This window comes from Nonomuraea sp. NPDC048892 (assembly GCF_040649735.1).
GTDB lineage: Bacteria > Actinomycetota > Actinomycetes > Streptosporangiales > Streptosporangiaceae > Nonomuraea > Nonomuraea maheshkhaliensis.
In genome coordinates, this window is record NZ_JBEZFZ010000003.1 from 742,920 (window position 1) to 757,422 (window position 14,503).

11 protein-coding genes are annotated in these 14,503 nt (G+C 68.0%); 6 read left to right on the top strand and 5 right to left on the bottom strand.

Annotation, left to right across the window (positions count from 1 at the left end):
- Positions 1-19: 19 nt before the first annotated feature.
- Positions 20-1,231, bottom strand: a complete 1,212-nt coding sequence (locus AB0C28_RS13005) for an amidohydrolase (RefSeq protein WP_358074199.1) — start codon at positions 1,229-1,231, stop codon at positions 20-22.
- A 37-nt stretch (positions 1,232-1,268) separates the two neighbouring features.
- Between AB0C28_RS13005 and AB0C28_RS13010 the strand changes: the two genes are divergently transcribed.
- The 3 genes from AB0C28_RS13010 (at position 1,269) to AB0C28_RS13020 (ending at position 3,474) form a co-directional block, all read left to right on the top strand.
- Complete coding sequence (locus AB0C28_RS13010) at positions 1,269-1,667, top strand: ester cyclase (protein WP_357843525.1); 399 nt, start codon at positions 1,269-1,271, stop codon at positions 1,665-1,667.
- 32 nt (positions 1,668-1,699) lie between these two features.
- Positions 1,700-2,293 (top strand): TIGR03618 family F420-dependent PPOX class oxidoreductase, encoded by a 594-nt coding sequence (locus AB0C28_RS13015; protein WP_358074202.1) that lies wholly within the window; start codon positions 1,700-1,702, stop codon positions 2,291-2,293.
- 335 nt (positions 2,294-2,628) lie between these two features.
- A complete protein-coding gene (locus AB0C28_RS13020) occupies positions 2,629-3,474 on the top strand; it encodes a glycerophosphodiester phosphodiesterase family protein (RefSeq protein WP_358074205.1) in 846 nt (281 codons plus the stop codon).
- Between the two features lie 14 nt (positions 3,475-3,488).
- On the opposite strand, the gene AB0C28_RS13025 is transcribed toward AB0C28_RS13020, so the two are convergent.
- Entirely contained in the window at positions 3,489-4,079 is a 591-nt protein-coding gene (locus tag AB0C28_RS13025; RefSeq protein WP_358074208.1) for a hypothetical protein, read from the bottom strand.
- A gap of 96 nt (positions 4,080-4,175) precedes the next feature.
- On the opposite strand from AB0C28_RS13025, the gene AB0C28_RS13030 reads away from it, so the two are divergent.
- Together AB0C28_RS13030 and AB0C28_RS13035 are read left to right on the top strand one after the other, a co-directional pair.
- Positions 4,176-5,378 (top strand): leucine-rich repeat domain-containing protein, encoded by a 1,203-nt coding sequence (locus AB0C28_RS13030; RefSeq protein ID WP_358074211.1) that lies wholly within the window; start codon positions 4,176-4,178, stop codon positions 5,376-5,378.
- A gap of 147 nt (positions 5,379-5,525) precedes the next feature.
- Positions 5,526-6,032, top strand: coding sequence for a methylated-DNA--[protein]-cysteine S-methyltransferase (locus AB0C28_RS13035; protein ID WP_357843510.1), 507 nt, complete (start codon positions 5,526-5,528; stop codon positions 6,030-6,032).
- 170 nt (positions 6,033-6,202) lie between these two features.
- Here the strand turns inward: AB0C28_RS13035 and AB0C28_RS13040 are convergent, their stop codons facing one another.
- The 3 genes from AB0C28_RS13040 to AB0C28_RS13050 all read right to left on the bottom strand — a co-directional run bounded on the left by AB0C28_RS13040 (position 6,203) and on the right by AB0C28_RS13050 (position 11,243).
- Positions 6,203-9,025, bottom strand: a complete 2,823-nt coding sequence (locus AB0C28_RS13040; RefSeq protein ID WP_357843498.1) for a vitamin B12-dependent ribonucleotide reductase — start codon at positions 9,023-9,025, stop codon at positions 6,203-6,205.
- Positions 9,022-9,477 carry a transcriptional regulator NrdR gene (gene nrdR, locus AB0C28_RS13045; protein ID WP_090941385.1) on the bottom strand — a complete coding sequence of 152 codons (456 nt, stop codon included), beginning with the start codon at positions 9,475-9,477 and terminating at the stop codon, positions 9,022-9,024. The genes AB0C28_RS13040 and nrdR overlap by 4 nt, the downstream gene beginning before the upstream one ends.
- 1,424 nt (positions 9,478-10,901) lie before the next feature.
- Positions 10,902-11,243 carry a LysM peptidoglycan-binding domain-containing protein gene (locus AB0C28_RS13050; RefSeq protein ID WP_357843494.1) on the bottom strand — a complete coding sequence of 114 codons (342 nt, stop codon included), beginning with the start codon at positions 11,241-11,243 and terminating at the stop codon, positions 10,902-10,904.
- A gap of 1,254 nt (positions 11,244-12,497) precedes the next feature.
- On the opposite strand from AB0C28_RS13050, the gene lexA reads away from it, so the two are divergent.
- Positions 12,498-13,205 carry a transcriptional repressor LexA gene (gene lexA, locus AB0C28_RS13055; RefSeq protein WP_357843491.1) on the top strand — a complete coding sequence of 236 codons (708 nt, stop codon included), beginning with the start codon at positions 12,498-12,500 and terminating at the stop codon, positions 13,203-13,205.
- Positions 13,206-14,503 lie beyond the last annotated feature (1,298 nt).

Below are 14,503 nucleotides of genomic sequence, written 5' to 3' on the forward strand. Positions count from 1 at the left end.
GCCGCGTATCTACAGCCGCTTAACGATCGCTTGATTCGCGGTAGTACGGGTCTGCGACCACGGACTCACCCTCGGTGTACGCATACACCTCCCGGCCGGAGACGAATACTCTCAGCGCCCGGCTCATGACGTCCAGTGGATCGCCCGACCAGATGACCACGTCCCCGTCGAGCCCCGGCCGCAGCGCGCCGACCCGGTCGTCCAGGCCCATGATCCGGGCCGGGTTCACGGTGATCGAGCGCAGCGCCTCGTCGCGGTCGAGCCCTTCCTTGACCGCCAGCGTGGCCTGGTGGACGAGGAAGTGGATGGGCACGACGGGATGGTCGGTGGTGATCGCCACCTCGACCCCGGCGCGGGCCAGGATGCCCGGGTTGCGCAGGCTGCGCTGCCGCAGCTCCACCTTCGACCGGCTGGTGAACAGCGGGCCGATGATCACCGGCACGTTCCGCTCGGCCAGCGTGTCGGCCAGCAGGTGCCCCTCCGTACCGTGGTTGATCACCAGGCGGTAGCCGAACTCGCCGGCCAGCCTGAGCGCGGTGGCGATGTCGTCGGCGCGGTGGGTGTGCTGGCACCACGGCAGCTCGCCGTCCAGCACCCGGACCAGGACCTCCAGCGTGCCGTCACGATCGAACGGCTTGCCCTCCGTCTCAGCGGCCGACCTCTTGGCCTTGTAGTCCTGCGCCTTCATGAACGCGTCGCGGATCACGGCGGCCACGCCCTGGCGGGTGGACGGCAGCTTCTTCTGGTCGCCGTACACGCGCTTGGGGTTCTCACCGAGCGCGCTCTTGACGCTCACCGGCTCCCGCAGCAGCATCTCGTCCACGGACCTGCCCCAGCACTTGATCGCGACCGTCTGGCCGCCGATCGGGTTGCCGGAGCCCGGCTTGATCACGGCGGTCGTCACGCCGCCCGACAGCGCGTCGCCGAAGGCCAGGTCGGCCGGGTTGATGGCGTCGAGCGCGCGCAGGCGGGCGCCGTTGGGGTCGGTCATCTCGTTGGTGTCCTGACCGGCCCAGCCCTCGGCCTCCTCGTAGACGCCGAGGTGTCCGTGAGCCTCCACGAAGCCGGGCAGCACCCAGCCGCCCGCGGCGTCGACCACCGTGGTCCCCTCGGGCACCTGCACGTCCCGGCCGACCGCGATGATCTTCCCGTCCTGGATGAGGACGGTTCCGCCGTCGATGGGGTCGCCGTCGACGGGTACGACATATCCGCTGGTGATAGCAAGATTCATGACTCGTAAACTATCGGGGAGTGGGTAGCGGGCCATCATGACCTCACAGCTGTACCGCCGATGGCTGCTCGAACTCTGGAACGGCGACTTCGGCCTGGCCCGCGAACTGGTCACCCCGTCCTTCGCCGGCCACTGGCCCGGCATGGAGGTGTCGGGGCCGGAAGGGCTGGTCGAGGCACTGGAGCAGGCGCACGCGCCGTTCGCCGACGTCAAGGTCAGCCTGGACGTGGGACCGATCGTGGACGGCGACCTCGTGTCGGCGCGGTGGACGTTCGCGGGGACGTACCGGGGCGGGCTGCCCGGCGCGACGGCGGCGGAGGGGACCAGGATCGCCTTCAGCGGTCACGACATTCTGCGGGCCGAGGACGGCAGGTTCGCGGAGTACTGGGTGATCTCCGATGCCCAGACCTTCATGCGACAGCTCGGTATAGGTTGATAATTCCTGATTGCTGAGCGCGAGGGTGGTGCATGTCCTCCGAGATCCACGGCCCCGGCGCGGGCCCGGCCCCACGACCGCTGGGGGACGAGGAGCTGACGGGCCTGCTGGCCAAGCAGCAGTTCGGCGCGCTGTCCACCAACCAGGGCGGCGGGGACCCGCAGATGTCCACCGTGCTCTACACCTGGGACCCCGAGCAGCGCGTGGTACGGATCTCCACCAAGGCCGACCGGCCCAAAGTCCGCCAGCTGCACAAGGACCCGCGCTGCGCGCTCTACGTGGCCAGCGACGACTTCTGGTCGTACGCCGTGGCGGAGGGCCAGGCGGAGCTGTCGCCGGTGACCGCGGAACCGGGTGACGAGGTGGGCCTCGAACTGCTGGCCATGCGGCCGGCGTTCGCCGCACCGGCCGACGCGCAGACGTTCCTGCGGCAGATGGTGGCGGATCGGCGGCTGGTGATCAGGCTCAGAGTCTCGAATCTGTACGGGACCGCGCTGTCGGGCCTGCCTGATCAGCCCGACCTGCCCGGTCTACCTGGTTTGCCCGGCCAGTCCGGTCACCCTGGCGCGCCCGGTCAACCCGGCCTTCCTGGCCTCCCTGACCTGTCCGGCTTGTCCGGCGGGTGAGGCCACGGCGAGCGCAGCCGTCCACCTGATCGCCAACCTCCCGCCCCACCCTGACAGCACCGCGCGTACCGAATGCCCGCGCGAATGCTCGCGTATCGAACGCCCGAGCGTCGCATAGCCGCCCACCGCATACCCGCACGTCCCATACCCGCGCGCCGCATACCCGCACGTCCCATACCCGCACGCCACATGCTCGTCTGCCGGATGCCCGCGTGTCGAATGCTCGCGTGTCGAATGCTCACCCGCAGGGCATCCCAGGGCTACTCTTCTCTCAACTTCAAGTCACGAGACGTTGTCATCGTCGAGTCGTTGTCTCTCCCCAGCTGAGGAGACCCATGTTCAGGCGACTCGCCGTCACCGTCTCGACCTCCCTCACCCTCCTGATCACCACCACGGCCCTGCCCGCCCACGCGGAGACCACCACTTTCGCGGACACTCCCACCATCGTGGCCCACCGCGGCGCCTCCGCCTACGCCCCCGAAAACACCATCGCCGCGTTCGAACTGGCCGCCACGATGGACGCCGACATGTTCGAACTCGACGTCCAGGAGACCAAGGACCACCAACTGGTCCTGATGCACGACACGACCCTGACCAGGACGACCGACGCCGAACGGGTCTTCCCCGGCCTGTCTCCCTGGAACGTCGGCGACCTCACCCTCGCCCAGATCCGCCGCCTGGACGCCGGTTCGTGGCTGTCCGGCGAGTACGACGGCGAGCGCGTCCCCACCCTCGCCGAGGCCCTGCGCGCGATGAGCGGTTCCGGGCTCGCGCTGCTGCTCGAAGTCAAGTCACCCGGCCTCTACCCCGGCATCGAGGCCCGCATCGCCGACGAACTGCGGCGTTCCCCCTGGTGGCTGGAGCCGGGACGGCTGGTGGTGCAGTCGTTCGACTGGGACTCGATGCGCACCTTCGACCGGCTGCTGCCCGGAACGCCGATCGGCCTGCTCGGCACACCGTCCACCGGGCAACTGCCCGCCCTGGCCAGGTTCGCCGACCACATCAACCCGCCGTACACCACACTCACGGCCGCGTACGTGCGCCGCGTCCACTCTCTCGGCATGGACGTCCTCACCTGGACCGTCGACAGCCCCGCGACCATGCGCCTCATGCTCTCCCACGGGGTGGACGGCATCATCACCAACAGACCGGACGTCCTCCACGACCTGATCACCGCCTGACGATCACCCACGAATCACGGCGTGCGACCGGCGAGCTGGGCCGACGCGTGGGCCCGATCCCACGCCCACCGCAACGCAACCCAGAACACCACCGCATACCCGCCGAACATCCCCAGCAGCAACACCATCAACGCCTGCTCCGGCAACCCGGTCGCGTCCATCGCGTAATCGATCACGGCCACGTAGTCGCGTTCGGCCCAGTGCCAGATCACGTACACGAAGAGCTGCAACAACGGGCTGACCACGAACGCGGTCACTGCCACCGTCACAAGCACCCGCCCCCGCCCAACCCGGTCACCCCCACTCTGACCACGCGACCCCTGATCACTTCCAGCCCGATCACGGCGGCCCCGGCCACTCCTGCTCCGGGCCGCCAACAGCCCGATAGCCGTCCACGCCACCACCTGGGTAGCCACCACACCGGAGACAGCAACCAGAACATTGCCCCACGGATCCGGCGCATCCCTGTGGTAGTCGACGCAACAATCCAGCCCGACGATCATGTCCTCATTGCCGATCAACCAGGCCACCACCACCATCGCCAGCCGATGCACCCCGTACAACAGCGCCCCGAACCCCACGGCGAGAACCGCGATCCGCCCCATAAGTCGGAGCATGACCGACACACCCCACCAGGTCCAGCGCGCATAGGGTGTCGCGTGATGATCACACAACCACCTGAGCCGCCCTACATCACGGCCTTGCGACCCAAGTTGGCGACAACGTCGGAAGCTCGGGCATGGCAAGCCGTACGAGAACTGGCCCGGCATCCGGCGCCCGCCGGTCAGGCGCGTACGGCGCTGACGCTGGCCGGCCAGTTCGCGGCCAAGCTGACCTCGCCGCACACCGACAAGCTGCTGAAGCTATGGCCGGAGTCGACCGATCCCGAGGCATTCGCGGAGTTGGTGCTGGCGCCCGCGTTCGTACGGGAAGGGCGTACTGAGCTGACGTTGACCAAGGTCGCTTCCGTCCCGGGCCTGCGCCACCTGACCGCCCTGCGCTCCTTGCGCTTCGAACGCTGCCGGAACCTGTCCGACCTCTCCGAGCTCGCCGGGCTGACCGGCCTGACGGAACTCGACCTGAGCGGCTGCGTGTCGGTCACGGACGTGGAGCCGCTGGCCGGTCTGACCGCATTGAGCAGCCTCGACCTGCAAGGCTGCTCCCTGGTGTCGGACATCTCGCCGCTGATGAGGCTGCACGAGCTGCGCACCCTGGACCTCATGGGAACCTCGGTGGCGAGCCTCGACGGCATCGCGGAGGGCATGCCCCGGCTGGAGGACCTCAATCTGCAGTCCTGCCGTGCCCTCCGGGACATCGCACCCCTGTCGGGTCTGCGGCACCTGACCGCGTTGTGGCTCAGCGGCAGCCCGAACCTGAACGGTCTCGACGGCCTGGGCCACCATCCGCATGTGACCTCGCTCGGCGCCCCGACCTGCCCGCTCACCGATCTGAGCGCGTTGTCCCGCCTGCCGACGCTGACTGAGATCACCATCTTCAAGCGTAACCGGCTCACCTCGCTGAACGGGCTCGAAGGGCATCCGTCGATCAGAACGGTCCATCTGGTCGAGACCGAACGTCTCAAGGACCATTCCGCCCTGGCCACCATGCCCGTCCTCCGCGAGCTGAGCCTCCACCGACTGCACCACCTCACCGATTTATCCGCCTTCAGCGGCCTGTCGCACCTGGAGCGGCTCGTCATCCACCAGGGCCGGCAACTGCGCAGCCTGGGCGCAATCGAGCTTCCGGCGCTGCGCTCCTTGAGCCTGTACGGCTGCGAGTCCTTGACGGATCTCGGCGACTTGTCCGGACTGCCGGCGCTGTCCAAGGTCCTGATCCATGACTGTCCGAAGCTGCCCGCCACCACAGCCGCCGACCTCGTGGCCTCGGGCATCGAGGCGCTCTAGTACTGAGCGGGAAGCCGCTACCCAGCCATGGTGATCACGTCCGATTTCCGCCAGCCGAGACACCCTGCCACCAGCGATGCTGGAAGCGTGGGAACGGAATCAATTTCGCCGACACCCCCTCGCACTCACGGAACGAAGGGAGGCACGATGCCCCTGACCGGGCACAGGACCCACACGGTGGTGGACAGCCCCGTCGGCCCTCTCACCCTCGTCGCGATCGACGGAACCCTCACGGGCCTCTACATGCGCCGCCAGCGCCACCGCCCTCCCGAGGAGACCTTCGGCGTACCGGACCCGGAGCCGTTCACCGAGGTCATCACCCAGCTCCGGGCCTACTTCGAGGGCCGTCTGACCAGCTTCGACCTGCCCATGGTCTTCAACGGCACCCCGTTCCAGCAACAGGTCTGGACGGCCCTGCAAGAGATCCCGTACGGCGAGACGATCAGCTACGCCCAGCTCGCCGACCGCATCGGCCGCCCGACCGCCGCCCGAGCCGTGGGCCTGGCCAACGGCAAGAACCCGATCGGCATCATCGTCCCCTGCCACCGCGTCGTGGGCTCCACCGGCGACCTCACCGGCTACGGCGGCGGCCTGCCCACCAAACGCCACCTCCTCGCCTTCGAAGCCGGCACCCTCGACTCCACCCTCTTCTGACCCTTGGCTCCTGTGACGCTTCTTCAGGATGATGGCCGAATCCAAGGGTGGCATCCCGAAACCTGCCGATCAGAGGCCCGGCACTCCCCCTTGCACGAGTTAAGGGCAGAAAGCGAACAGTATGCCCGCTTTCTGCCCTTAATCAGGCGTTCTCGCCTACGCCACCAAGGTCAGCTGCAGCCGCTGGTCGAGCCGCAGCCCTCGCAGACGTAGCAGCTGCCCGCCGGTCGCATCTTCGTGCCGCACGTCATGCAGAGCGGTGCGTCCGCCGTGAAGCGCTGGTGGCTTTCCAGGGTCAGCTCCTGGACCGGCTGCTCCTCCGTCTTCGGCTGGGCGGCCTCGATCGGTGCCGACTGGGCCAGAGTTTCCCGGTCCATCGTCTCCTGCAGCGCCGCCGGGTCCTCGCCACGCTGCTGGGCGGCGCGTTCGGCCGCCGAGAAGATGCCCAGCGCCGCTCGCTCGTCGTAGGGCAGGTGGTCGAGCGCCAGGCGGCGGAAGATGTAGTCCATCACCGAGGTGGCCATCCGGATGTCCGGGTCGTCGGTCATCCCGGCCGGCTCGAAGCGCATGTTGACGAACTTGCTCATGTACGTCTCCAGCGGCACCCCGTACTGGAGCCCGATCGAGATCGCCACCGAGAAGGCGTCCATGACGCCCGCGAGCGTCGAGCCCTGCTTGGACATCTTGAGGAAGACCTCGCCGAGCCCGTCGTCGGGGTAGGACGAGGCGGTCATGTAGCCCTTGGCGCCGCCGACCGTGAAGCGGGTGGTCATGCTCGGCCGCTGGTTGGGCATACGACGCCGGGTCGGCCGGTTGACCTCGATGACCTTGACCTCGGGCTCCTGCGGCTGCGCCTCCTTGACCTCCTGCTTCTTGGAGCCGTCGCCGGCCGACAGCGGCTGGCCCACCTTGCAGTTGTCGCGGTAGACGGCCAGCGCCTTGAGGCCGAGCTTCCAGCCCTCCAGGTAGACCTGCTCGATGTCGTCGATGGTGGCCGACTCGGGCAGGTTGACCGTCTTGGAGATGGCCCCGGAGAGGAACGGCTGCGTGGCCGCCATCATGCGCACGTGGCCCATGGGCGCGATGGCGCGTTCGCCCATGGCGCAGTCGAACACCTCGTAGTGCTCGCGGCGCAGGCCGGGCGCGTCGACGACGTGGCTGTGCTCGCCGATGTACTCGACGATGGCCTCGATCTGCTCCTGCTGGTAGCCGAGCTGCTTGAGCGCGCGCGGGATCGTCTGGTTGACGATCTGCATGGACCCGCCGCCGACGAGCTTCTTGAACTTGACCAGCGCCAGGTCCGGCTCGATGCCGGTGGTGTCGCAGTCCATCATGAGACCGATCGTGCCGGTGGGCGCGAGCAGGCTGGCCTGGGCGTTGCGGTAGCCGTTCTTCTCGCCCAGCTTGAGGCACTCCGACCACTGCCGGGACGCCTCGTTGTGGATCTTCGCGTCCATGCCGCCGACCGTGCGCAGGTCGTCGTTGGCCGCGGCGTGCTTGCGCATCACGCGCTTGTGCGGCTCGGCGTTGCGGGCATATCCGTCGTACGGGCCCACGACCGCGGCCAGCTCGGCGCTGCGCCGGTAGGACACACCGGTCATCAGGGACGTGATCGCCGCCGCCACGGCCCGGCCGCCGTCGGAGTCGTACGCGTGCCCGGTCGCCATGAGCAGCGCGCCCAGGTTCGCGTAGCCGATGCCGAGCTGCCGGTACGCCCGCGTCGTCTCGCCGATCTTCTCCGTGGGGAAGTCGGCGAACGTGATCGAGATGTCCATCGCGGTGATGATCAGCTCGGTCAGCTTGACGAAGTCGGCGATGTTGAAGGTGTTGTCGTCCTTCAGGAACTTCAGCAGGTTGATGCTGGCCAGGTTGCAGGAGGAGTTGTCCAGGTGGACGTATTCGCTGCACGGGTTGCTGGCCGTGATCCGCCCCGTCTCGGGGGTGGTGTGCCAGTCGTTGATCGTGTCGTCGTACTGGACACCCGGGTCGGCGCACTCCCAGGCGGCCTTGGCCATTTTGCGGAACAGGTCCTTGGCGTCGATCTTCTCGATGACCTCGCCGGTCAGGCGGGCCCGCAGACCGAAGTCGCCGCCCTGCTCCACCGCGCGCATGAACTCGTCGGAGACGCGCACGGAGTTGTTGGCGTTCTGGTACTGGACGCTGACGATGTCCTTGCCGCCGAGGTCCATGTCGAACCCGGCGTCCCGCAGCGCGCGGACCTTGTCCTCCTCGCGCGCCTTGGTCTCGATGAACTCCTCGATGTCGGGGTGGTCGACGTCGAGCACGACCATCTTGGCCGCCCGGCGCGTGGCGCCGCCCGACTTGATCGTCCCGGCCGAGGCGTCGGCGCCGCGCATGAACGACACCGGCCCGCTGGCCGTGCCACCGCTGCTGAGCAACTCCTTCGACGAACGGATCCGCGACAGGTTGACCCCCGACCCGGAGCCGCCCTTGAAGATCACGCCCTCTTCCTTGTACCACTCCAGGATCGACTCCATCTGGTCGTCCACGGAGAGGATGAAACACGCGCTGACCTGCTGCGGCGACTGCGTGCCCACGTTGAACCAGACCGGCGAGTTGAACGCGAACACCTGGTGCGCCAGCGCGTGCTTCAACTCGTGGTCGAAGATCTCGGCATCCTCTTCAGAGGCGAAGTACCCGTTCTCGATGCCGGTTCTGGTGTAGACGCCGACGACCCGGTCGATCAGCTGCTTCAGGCTCCACTCGCGCTGCGGCGTGCCCACGGCGCCGCGGAAGTATTTGGTCGTCACGATGTTGGCCGCGTTGACCGACCAGAACGCGGGGAACTCGACGCCTCGCTGCTCAAAATTGATCGAGCCGTCGCGCCAGTTCGTCATGACGACGTCGCGGCGCTCCCACTGGATTTCGTCATACGGGTGCACACCGGGCTTGGTGAAGATCCTCTTCATCTTCAGTCCTTTGCGCGGACGCTTACCCCCGCGCGCGACTGAACCGCTGGCCGTCTCCGTCATGACTCCCCCTTCTCCGCCTTCAACTGTGAGATCTCGGCCTCGAAGTCCGCCAGGCTCTCGAAACCGCGATATACCGATGCGAACCGCAGGTAGGCCACCTCGTCGAGCTCCCGCAGCGGGCCCAGGATGGCCAAACCCACCTCGTTGGAGGGGATCTCGGCCGCGCCCTTGGCCCTGATGGCCTCTTCCACCCGCTGCCCGAGCTGCGCCAGCGAATCCTCGCTGACCGGCCTGCCCTGGCACGCCCGCCGCACGCCCGCGACGACCTTGTCCCGCGAGAACGGTTCCGTCACTCCGCTGCGCTTGCTGACCATGAGCAGTACGGTCTCCTGCGTGGTGAACCTGCGCCCGCATTCGGGACAGGTGCGCCGGCGCCGGATGGCCGCGCCGTCGTCCGTGGAGCGGCTGTCGATGACCCTGGTGTCAGGGTGGCGACAGAACGGACAGTGCACGCTTCTCGCCTCCAAGACCTGCGGTCACCACACGCGCCCTCACCGCCATGACGGGACGCTCGCGCACACTCCACGGGTGCCCATGGAGCGGTCATAGAAACACAAGGTGTGGTGAACTACATCGGTGTAACTACTAGATGTTGTGGTCCAACCGTAGAAGCGAGCGACCATGAACGCAAGTTGAGCCGGCCCTTCCCGCCGAAGTCCCACCGAAGTCGCTGATCAGCCCACTGTCCCCATCCGCCCCGGGCGTGTCGGCCGATCGTGAGTGATCTTCTTGCAGGTGAGGCGTCACATCGGTTGCTCCGGGCCTCGTTCGTGAACAAACCTCACAACGGTACCGAACGACACCTCCACCGCTTCCGCCCCGCCCCATGAGCCTCCGTCACACACCGGTCTTCAGCACTTTCCATACGTACGCCCATTACGCCCTCTGATCCCTCGCACCGGGATCCGTTATGTATAACCCCTCTCACCTGCGCTCTCATCCCTCCACAGGGCCTGTCTGCCCAGGATTCCTCGCGCTTTTCGGCCGGTCCCAGGCTTGTTCGCGGTCGGCGTCATACGACTGCGCCGGCCCCCTCGGGCCGCTCTCGTGCGCCGGTCGCTTCGGGCGCGACATTCGTCTGCCGGTGCTTCACGGCCCCGGCGGTTCACGACGTGCTCGGGAATGGTGGCGCCGGGCAACCCGCCCGGGCGGCCACGGCTGAGCTCTGTGCCACTCTCAGCCGCTGCCCGGACGACGAGGACTTCCAGCCCCTGCACGCGGGGTTGTCCGAGACCAGTGTGGCCTTCCGCGATCGGGCAGCCGAGCACAGGCCACCAGGCAGAGGACGCCTGGGACGGGGCCGTCACCCGGCGCTTGCCGGCAGGACGCTCCCGTCTGACCAGGCAGGCCCAGCTCTCGGCCTCTGCGAGAACCCGTGGCGAGCGACGGCCCGACCGAATGTGGCGGCCGGGGGCGGACGGGCGGGGGTCCTCGTCAGCCCGTCAGCCGCCGTAAAGCCGTCGGCCGCCGTAAGGTGGCCACTCGCCGTGAGGTCATTGCTCGCCGTGAGATCGCCGCCCATTGTGGGATCGCTGCTCGTTGTGGGTCGCTGCTCGTTGTTGATTCGTTGCTCGGCGTAATGCCCCCACCAGTCACGGGGCTGCTATTCACCGTGAAGCCGCTGTATGCCGGGAATGCCCTCGCCAGCTGTGTAGCCGTCACTCACCGTGGGCCGTTGTACGCCCACAATGCCCTTGTGCGCTGTGGAGCCGTCACTCACCGTCGGGCCGTGGTACGCCCGCAATGCCCTAGTCCGCCGTAGGGCCGTTGTTCGCCTTGGCCGTTGTTCACCTTGGCCGTTGTTCGCCGCCAAACAGTCAGCAGCCGTGAGCCCCGAGATCGTCGCAGTGCCAGCGGTTGTTGTGATCCCCCACAGTCACCGTAAGGCGGCGGTGTCGTTCGGGACGTACAGTCGGCTGCCGGGTCGGATGAGGGAGTCGGGCAGGCCGTTCAGCCGCTTGATCTCCTCCACCAGGGCCGTGGGGGTGTCCCCCTCGGAAAGTGCCTCGGCGATCTTCCACAAAGTGTCCCCCTCGTGAACTTCCACCCACGGCAGCCCAGCGTGGCCAGTCACTACGACCTGGACGTCCGCGTGCCCCGCCGCCCGCGTACCGAGCCAGAATCCCCCGAGCGACAGCAGCGCCACCACGGTCACCAGCACGACCCGGCCCCGGCGCGTCAGCCGGACAGGGGTAGCGCCGTTCCGGGTCAACCGCACCGGGGCAGCACCGGTCCTGCTCAGCCGAACGGGACCGATCCCGGTGCCGGTTCCGGTACTGCGCCGCCCCTGGGCACCACGCCGCCTCGCGACGCTACGCTGCCCGGCGCTGTCGCGCCGCCCTACGCCGTCGCGCTGCCCCTCGCTGTCGCGCCAGCCCTTGGTGTCGCGCCGCCTCCCCTCGGCACCGGGCTTTCTGCCAGCGATGCGCCGCACTTCAGCGCCGTTGGGCCGGCCGGAAGGGCCGTTCGGACGGGATGCGTCGCCCGCCCGGGAGGACGAGCTTTTCCGTCGCAGGAGACGACCACCTGCCCGGGAGAGCAGGCCGCCCCGTGCAGCGGCTCCCCGTGCGGCTCCCTGTGCGGCGGCACCCTGCGCGGCGGCACCCTGCGCAGGGACGCCCAATGCGGCGGGTTCGGCGCTCTGCCGCGAGGTCGATCCGGCTCGCCGAGGTGATGATCCCATCCGTGAACCGGCCCACCCAGGCGGTGATCCGATCCGTGAACCGGCTCGCTCAAGTGATGCTTCGTTCCGCCGAGACGGAGATCCGCCCTCTTGAGCGGGCGGGCCCGCCCCCTGGATGAGGGAGCCGATCCGCCATCGTCCGCCGGCGGACGATGATCGTCTCGCGGCGGATGACCGCTCGTCGCCGATCGTGGATCTGCTCCCTTCGGTGGTGACCGGGCGGAGCTCCACTCCTGGCTTGCGGGCCGACGCGGCGTCATCCGCGCCGTCCGGCGTGCCGCTTCTCCGCCCCCGTCGCGATCTCGTGTTCGCGGACGGCATTGTGTCGTCGGAGTCGTCACTCCCCGTACGCGGTGGCGGGACGAGGCGCAAATGGGATCTTCCCCCACCAGTTGCGCGGGGCCCCAACCTCTTACCGGAATTCGCTCGGACACCGGCCTTCACCCGCGTATTGTCTCCCCGTCGATCCTTACTCTGCGTGGCATCGGCTATCAGTGTGAGCTGGTTGACGTCTTCGCTGGTCGTGTCCGTATTTGTGGGCGTTCCCATGGATGACCTCCTGCCGTGTGGCCTGAGGAAAAGGCCAAATAAAGATCAGCAAATCGAACACGGTGTCGATCGAACTCCCGTACGATGTTGTACACCACACTGGCGACTTTTTCGAGGAAGACTCGAACAATTGTTTGAAGATGATCTTCAACAGCGATACGGTCGCTGTGTGCGACATCAGGACCACGGACCGGGAGGTTCGCCGGTAAGGCGGGCCGCCAGGCGAGGAGGAGGAAGAGCATGACCGAGCGGGATGGCGCAAACGGGGTCAGCGACCTCGCGGTGCGCCGGCGAGACTCCCTGGGGCTGACCCCCAGGCAGCGCAAGATCCTCGAGGTGATCCGCGACTCGGTGCAACAGCGCGGATATCCGCCGTCCATGCGCGAGATCGGCGAGGCGGTGCAGCTGACGAGCACCTCCAGCGTGTCGCATCAGTTGACGGCGTTGCAGCGCAAGGGCTACCTGCGGCGCGACCCGCACCGGCCGCGCGCGCTTGAGGTCCGGCTGCCGGGCGAGCCCGTGCTGTGGGTCGACCCCGACGCCGGCGACGAGGAGCCGACGGTCAACCGCCCCACCGCCGCCTACGTCCCGCTCGTGGGCCGTATCGCCGCCGGTGGGCCGATCCTGGCCGAGGAGAGCGTCGAAGACGTCTTCGCGCTGCCCAAGCAGCTCGTCGGCGAGGGCACGCTGTTCCTCCTCCAGGTCGCGGGTGACTCGATGATCGAGGCCGCCATCGCCGACGGCGACTGGGTGGTCGTCCGCCAGCAGCCGGTGGCCGAGAGCGGCGACATCGTGGCGGCCATGATCGAGGGCGAGGCCACGGTCAAGACCTTCAAGCGCAAGGACGGGCACGTCTGGCTCGTCCCCCACAACCCCAACTACGAGCCGATCCCGGGCGACGAAGCCAGCGTCCTGGGCAAGGTCGTAGCGGTCCTGCGCCGGCTCTAGCGCGGAACGGGACCGGGGCAGTCCTGTTCGTTTCGTTCGTTCCGGGTCACACCGTCTGGGATTCGGAGTCGCAGGCCGGAAGGCGTGTGTTCTGATCGTCTCGGGTCAGAGGCCCTGGGATTCAGCGGCGCAGGCTGAAGGGCATGTGTCCCGTTCGTCCCGGGTCAGACGTCCTGGAAGTCGGAACTGCAAGCTGAAGGGCATGCGTCCATTCGTTCCAGGTCAGAGGTCCTGGAAATCGGAGCCGCAGGAGCTGAAAGGCGTGCGTCCCGTTCGTTCCAGGTCAGAGCTCCTGGGGTGCAGAGCCGCAGGGCCTGGGTCCTGTTCTTTCCGTGTCGCACCGCCTGCGGCGCAGAGTCGCAGGCCGCAAGACGTGCGTCCCGTCGCCGCCATCGCGCCGGCGGTCGCACCGCATGATTGATCGATGAGGTACGCCGCATCCGCGCCTCCAGGGGGCGTTTGGTGCTGCTGCCTGGTCACCGGTTGACGGGTCCGTCGCCGCTCCTACGCCGACAGCCACGGCGTGGGGGCGGCAGGCCATACGTCTCGGGCATCTCCGACATACGACCGCAACTCGCTCCCGGCCTCCTCCTCCCGGTGAGCGACAGGGTCGCCTCGGGATGCCCGGCGACGGCACGCAACGAAGACGGCCTGGCTCGTGGCTCATGATCCCCATCTCCTGCACCCGTGATGGGGTACCCGTCTCGTTGCTCAGGGTGTTCGCCCCACTCGGGGTGTTTGTCTCAGATGACGCGTCCTCAGGGACGAGGGCCGGGCCGTGGATGGTGCCGGTCGGCCCAGGGCAACACGATGCGGGCGTAGGCAGTGATGGCGGCGACGATGGTGATGGCGAAGCAGTCGTAGCCGTCGGTGTGGCGGAAGCCGTGCGGGTTGGGTGCTGCCGTTGCCGCCGATCTTCACGCCGCTCGGAGCGTCTTGTCGATCGTCGCCCTGGACAGGGTGCCGGTCATGGTCGCGCGACCGGCCTGGATATCGCGTGCCGGAGAGATTGGGGACGGCGGCGATTTCTGCTCGTCAGCTTGCTGTCGGTGTGCGCGGGTACCAGCGGAGCCGGCTGCGGTATAGCTGTTCGAGGTCGCTCATGCGGCACCTCCGGCGGGGCGCGTGTGCCGCCGGGCGGCGGCGCGGACCGATGGTCGGCACGTGGGAAAGATCGAGAAGCCTGCTCCTCGGCGAAGCGGCGTAGGTGTGTGAGGGCGCAGGTGCGTTGGGGCGTGAGGGCGCAGACGCGTTGGGGCGTGAGGGCGCAGACGCGTTGGGGCATGAGTGCGTGAGGG

Excerpts from the sequence above, each read along its gene's own strand:
- AB0C28_RS13035 (WP_357843510.1), top strand. The coding sequence starts at position 5,526 with ATGCCCCTGACCGGGCACAGGACCCACACGGTGGTGGACAGCCCCGTC.
- AB0C28_RS13040 (WP_357843498.1), bottom strand. The coding sequence starts at position 9,025 with ATGACGGAGACGGCCAGCGGTTCAGTCGCGCGCGGGGGTAAGCGTCCG.
- AB0C28_RS13025 (WP_358074208.1), bottom strand. The coding sequence starts at position 4,079 with ATGGGGCGGATCGCGGTTCTCGCCGTGGGGTTCGGGGCGCTGTTGTAC.
- lexA (WP_357843491.1), top strand. The coding sequence starts at position 12,498 with ATGACCGAGCGGGATGGCGCAAACGGGGTCAGCGACCTCGCGGTGCGC.
- AB0C28_RS13010 (WP_357843525.1), top strand. The coding sequence starts at position 1,269 with ATGACCTCACAGCTGTACCGCCGATGGCTGCTCGAACTCTGGAACGGC.
- AB0C28_RS13015 (WP_358074202.1), top strand. The coding sequence starts at position 1,700 with ATGTCCTCCGAGATCCACGGCCCCGGCGCGGGCCCGGCCCCACGACCG.
- AB0C28_RS13005 (WP_358074199.1), bottom strand. The coding sequence starts at position 1,231 with ATGAATCTTGCTATCACCAGCGGATATGTCGTACCCGTCGACGGCGAC.
- AB0C28_RS13020 (WP_358074205.1), top strand. The coding sequence starts at position 2,629 with ATGTTCAGGCGACTCGCCGTCACCGTCTCGACCTCCCTCACCCTCCTG.